Origin of the sequence: Bradyrhizobium neotropicale, from assembly GCF_001641695.1 — a bacterium.
In the GTDB taxonomy this organism is placed as follows: domain Bacteria; phylum Pseudomonadota; class Alphaproteobacteria; order Rhizobiales; family Xanthobacteraceae; genus Bradyrhizobium; species Bradyrhizobium neotropicale.
The window spans coordinates 1-5,237 of sequence record NZ_LSEF01000068.1 but is presented as its reverse complement, the minus strand read 5'-3'; the positions used below and the strand labels follow the sequence as shown (position 1 = coordinate 5,237).

Annotated in this window: 2 protein-coding genes and 2 pseudogenes; all 4 read left to right on the top strand. The window is 60.1% G+C overall.

What is annotated here, in order from left to right; translation table 11 throughout:
- Window positions 1-629: 629 nt before the first annotated feature.
- A pseudogene (locus tag AXW67_RS44245) lies at window positions 630-2,108 on the top strand (reverse transcriptase domain-containing protein); the annotation flags it as partial.
- Between the two features lie 177 nt (window positions 2,109-2,285).
- Window positions 2,286-2,657: pseudogene (locus tag AXW67_RS44240) on the top strand (SOS response-associated peptidase family protein); the annotation flags it as partial.
- A 271-nt stretch (window positions 2,658-2,928) separates the two neighbouring features.
- Entirely contained in the window at window positions 2,929-3,873 is a 945-nt protein-coding gene (locus tag AXW67_RS23100) for an AlbA family DNA-binding domain-containing protein (protein WP_063679693.1), read from the top strand.
- Between the two features lie 64 nt (window positions 3,874-3,937).
- Window positions 3,938-5,206: an IS256 family transposase gene (locus AXW67_RS23095; RefSeq protein WP_063678926.1), complete on the top strand. Its 1,269-nt coding sequence runs from the start codon at window positions 3,938-3,940 to the stop codon at window positions 5,204-5,206.
- Window positions 5,207-5,237 lie beyond the last annotated feature (31 nt).

Genomic DNA, 5,237 nt, shown 5'->3' with positions numbered 1-5,237 from the left:
GGCGTGCGCCGTTGAGGCGTGGAGAAGAAGGGAGTGTTCGAAAGAATAGAGCCTGCTGGTTATGGCTCTTACTTGCCCGGCTTACCGGTGTCGGAAACGACTGAGACTCCGAAAGGAGAACGGGACCAAAGCATGCCGGGAAACGTCTCGAAATCGGGCGCCGCAGCCCAGTGGAGAGCACAAAGTAAGGTGTGCATGGTGAAAGCTGTATTGCCTGAATCCCAGTTTCCAGTTGCCAAAGGGCTGGCCGTAGCGAACGCGGCTGACACGCTATGCCACGCGGGGCAGATCGCACCGGCCAGTGCGATCCGCCACCAGTCTGCGTGGGACGACCACCATCCGTGGGTCAAGGAGACGAATGGGACACCTAAACACACCGCAACTTCCTACACACGCAACTACGGGATCGCCTGCAGCAGGCTCTTTCAAGAACCTGTATGGCGACGGAGCCGTCATAGTACCCAAATGCCCGGCGTAATGACCGGGACAGCCACCGCGAGGTGGACGATCATGCGTATAAGGCCGGGTGACCGGACCGAAAGCGCCTCCGATCGGGGGAAGGAGGATGCCGCTAAAAACGGCATTTGCAGTATGCGTAGAAGAGATTCTTCGACGGAGAGGTTCTGCTGATGCAGGCCGCTACCATCCAGAGAAGAATTGAATCACTGCCGACTTTGTCGCGGTCGGGTAAGCGCGTAAATGGCCTTCACCGCCTGATGAGATCTCCGCATCTCTTCGAGTGGGCCTACGAAAAGGTCTCCCGCAACAAGGGAGCCCTGACGCCCGGTGTAGATGGCAAGACCTTCGACGGCATGTCGCTGGCGAAGCTCGCTGACATCGCCAGGCGCGTAGCAGATGGCACTTATCGCTTCCGGCCAGTCCGGCGGGTCTATATCCCAAAGGACAACGGCAAAACACGACCGCTGGGTATCCCAACGGTGGAAGACCGGCTCGTTCAGGAGGCGGTCAGGATTCTTCTCGAAGCGATCTACGAACCCGTGTTCCTCGACGAGTCGCATGGGTTCCGCCCGAGACGATCCTGTCATACCGCACTCAAGTCCATCAAGAAGACCTGGACGGGCTGTAAGTGGCTGGTCGAAGTGGATGTGCGTGGGTTCTTCGACAACATCGACCATGACATTTTGCTTGGGCTTCTAAAGAAGCGGATCGATGACGATAGGTTCATCGCTCTGATCGAAGGAATGCTCAAAGCAGGTTACATGGAAGATTGGGTCTACGGACGCACCTATAGTGGCACGCCACAGGGCGGCGTTGTCTCGCCCCTGCTCGCCAACATCTATCTGCACGAGCTGGACCAGCACATGCAGACAATGAAGGCGGGCTTCGACAAAGGCCGCGACCGACGTCCATTCCCGCGCTACGCGGCGCTGGAACGGCGCGTACTCAGTCTCCGCCGTAAAATTGAACGGCTCCGCGCCAGCGGCGCGGATCGGGCCGAGATCGACGCTGCACTCGCGGAGATCAAAGCCATTAATAAGGAGAGACGGAAAGTGCCCTCCGTCGATCCGATGGACCCGAACTTCAAAAGGCTCCGCTACTGCCGCTACGCCGATGACTTCCTCATCGGCATAATCGGGAGCAAGCGGGAAGCGTGTGAGATCATGGTCTGCGTCGAACAATTCCTGACGGAGACATTGAAGCTCACCGTGTCGCCCGAGAAAAGTGGGGTCTATGCCGCTTCAAAGGGAGTGACCTTCCTCAGCTATCGCATCTCGACATACACATCCTATGGGGCTGGACGCAAATCCAACCGCACGGGACCGGATGGACGGACATGGCGCGTGGTACGCCGGCCGACCACCGGCAATGTCAGTTTGCGCGTGCCGCGGAAGGAGGTCACCGCGTTCTGCAAGCGACACGACTATGGCGATCTCGCCAGAAAAACTGGCCGTCCTCGCGAGCAGTTCTTGGTTACCAGCGATGTCGCAACCGTCCTCGCCTATAACTCAGAGTTCCGTGGTTTTGCGAACTACCATTCGTTTGCTGATGACTTCAAGGGCGCCTTGGGACTGTTGGAGCTTGTTGTGTTCCGCAGCCTCGTGAAGACGCTGGCGATGCGACATCGGACGACGAGAGCGAGAACCATGGCGCGTCTGTGGAATGGTACGGACTACGAGGTCAGCTCCGTGGTCCGTGGTAAGCTTCGCAGCATCAAGCTGTGGAGACTGAAGCATCTGACCCAAACCTACTGGACGAGTCCTGTGGTCGACAACGTCACGGCAGGGGCGTGGTGGGTCAAAAGCCCAAATGATCTGATCGATCGCCTCGCCGAGTACGCCCCCGAGCCAAATCCGGAGACGAAGAAGAAAGACGTCGTCTGGTTTGCGCTCGAGGAAAGCCGGCCGCTGTTCTGCTTCGTCGGCATCTGGACCGAGTTCAAGGGCGACCGCGGCACCAAGTCGAAGCCGATCCCAGGCCCTCACCTCGTCTACGGGTTCCTCACAACATCGCCCAATGCTGTCGTCGAGCCAATCCACTCGAAGGCCATGCCGGTGATCCTGACCACCGAGGAGGAGCGCGACATCTGGATGCGCGCTCCCTGGGATGAGGCGAAGGCGCTGCAGCGTCCTTTGGCCGATGATGCGCTGAAGATCGTCATGCGCGGCGCAGACAAGGAAGACAACATCGCTGCGTAGACGGCTTTTGCACAGGGCGGCGGAACAGGTGGAAAGGGGCTTGACCTTCCAACTCGGATTACAGAAGGGATCGCAGTCAGATGGCCGAGACGCCTGCGGCTCGGTTCACGAGAGCCTGGTTCGGCGCAGCCGAACGCGCCACACGGAGGAACGCGTTGATGCCCTTCGCACACCTTCCCCGATCCGTTGGTTCACTCGCTATATCGACGAGACGACCGCGGCTGGGCGTCAGCCGGGAGCGTCAAACCGGCGTCGTATACTGGAGACGCGAATGATTCTGAAGCAGATCGACAAAATAGAACTGGCTGACCTGGAACGTCTGCTAGGTGTCGCGCGGGAAAGCAAAACCCTCGAGTTCAAGCAGATGATGCCTGCCAAGTCGGAAAAGGAGGTCATTCAATTCCTCGCCGCTGTTTCGGCATTCGCAAATTCAGCAGGTGGCGACCTCTTGATAGGGATCATGGCAGAAGACGGCGTCGCGACAGCCATCAGCGGGGTGCCGCTGGCGGGATTTGACGATGAAAAGCTCCGGCTCGAACAACTGCTGGCCGATAATATTGAACCACGTCTTCCGTTGGTGACCTTTCACTCGGTCCCTTGCGGTGATGAGAATCACGTTCTCATGGTTCGAGCCCAGCGAAGCTGGTTGTCGCCCCATCGTGTGACGAAGAACGACAAGTTCTATGGACGTAATTCTGCTGGGAAATATCCTCTCGACGTCGGCGAGTTGCGCAATGCGTTCGTGCTGCGCGAGGGTATATCGGATCGTATTCGAGAGTTTCGCAGGGACCGGCTGGCCAAGATCGCGAGCGGCAGTACGCCCTGCCGGCTGTCGCCGAGCACGAGCATAGTGCTGCATGTGATTCCGATACCCTCGTTCGGCGACCGCAGGCTCATCAACGTGGCGGAGGAACTTGCAGCGCGCCCCGTGACGTTACCTGTGCCGCTCGGCAGCCGAGGCGCGGGCCACGGAGTAAATCTAGACGGCCTTTTCCTCTATTCGGGCTCGTCCATGGCGGAAAGCCACGGCTATGGTTTGTTGTTTAGGGATGGGGCGATCGAAGGTGTGAAGCAGCTCAGCGTTTTGGACGACGGCAGGCCCTACATCGCGGGCTCCGTATTTGAGCAAGACGTCATCGAGACCCTCAAGATCTACATGAAAACGTGCGAGCAGCTGGAAACGAGTTATGCGGGAAGCTGGGTGATGACGGCCTGAGATAGGCGGCGTATCGAGGCGGGTGTCGAAGCCTGCCAGAACCTCTCAAGGAGAGCGATACGCCATGAACGAGACTAGCAACATTGTCCCGCTTCGTCAGCCCGACGCGATCGATGATCCACTGACCAATATCCTGCGCGCTGGTGCGCGGCAGCTTCTGGCGCAGGCTGTCGAGGTCGAAGTCGAGACCTTTCTTGCCACGGTGAAGGACTTGAAGCTTGCCGACGGACGCGCCCGTGTCGTGCGGCATGGCTACGGCCCGGCGCGGACGATCCAGACCGGCATCGGCCCGGTCGAGGTCGCGCGGGCGAAGATTCGCGACCGCGGGGCGGCCAGCGATGGCGAGCGGATCCGGTTCAGCTCGGCGATCCTGCCGTTGTGGGCACGGCGGACCAGAAGTCTGGATGCGCTGTTGCCGGTGCTCTATCTACGCGGCATCTCGACCGGCGATTTCCAGGAGGCGCTGACGGCCTTGCTGGGCAAGGAGGCGCCGAACCTGTCGCCCGCGGTGATTTCCCGGCTGACGGCCGAGTGGCAAGGCGAGTACGAGCGCTGGCAGAAGCGCGATCTGTCGGCGCGGCGATATGTGTACGTGTGGGCCGATGGCGTCTTCCTGCAGGCCCGCATGGAAGACCACGGCGAGTGCATGCTGGTGCTGATCGGCGCAACGCCAGAAGGCAGGAAGGAACTGATCGGCTTTCAGGTCGGCGTGCGGGAGAGCGCGCAGAGCTGGCGCGAGCTCCTGATCGACGTCAAGCAGCGCGGATTGCAGATCGCGCCCGAAATTGCCGTCGGCGACGGCGCACTCGGCTTCTGGAAGGCGCTTGACGAGGTCTTTCCCGGCACCCGGCACCAGCGCTGCTGGGTGCACAAGACCGTGAATGTCCTGGACAAGGTCCCTCTCTCGGTGCAGGCCACCATGAAGAAAGATTTGCGCGAGGTCTATTGGGCGCCGAGCCGGGCGTCCGCCGAAGCGGCGATCGACGTCTTCGCCGAGAAATACCGCGCCAAGTACGGCCGGGCGGTCGAATGTCTGATCAAGGATCGCGACGCGCTGCTGGCCTTCTACGACTTTCCTGCCGAACATTGGGATCACTTGCGCACGACCAATCCCATCGAGAGCGTGTTCGCCACCGTGCGGCACAGGACGGTGCGCACCAAGGGCTCGTTGTCGCCGACCACCGCCAAGCTGATGGTATTCAAACTGGTGATCGCCGCATCAAAGACCTGGCGGCGGCTCAAAGGCACAAATCAGTTGCCGAAGGTCATCGCAGGTGTCAGATTCAACGACGGCATCGAGGTCATCCAAATGCCGGCAACCCACGCCGCCTGATCACCTCGTCACCCAAAATCCCGCATAGCTC

Coding starts and splice junctions, on each gene's coding strand:
- AXW67_RS23100 (WP_063679693.1), top strand. CDS start 2,929: ATGATTCTGAAGCAGATCGACAAAATAGAACTGGCTGACCTGGAACGT.
- AXW67_RS23095 (WP_063678926.1), top strand. CDS start 3,938: ATGAACGAGACTAGCAACATTGTCCCGCTTCGTCAGCCCGACGCGATC.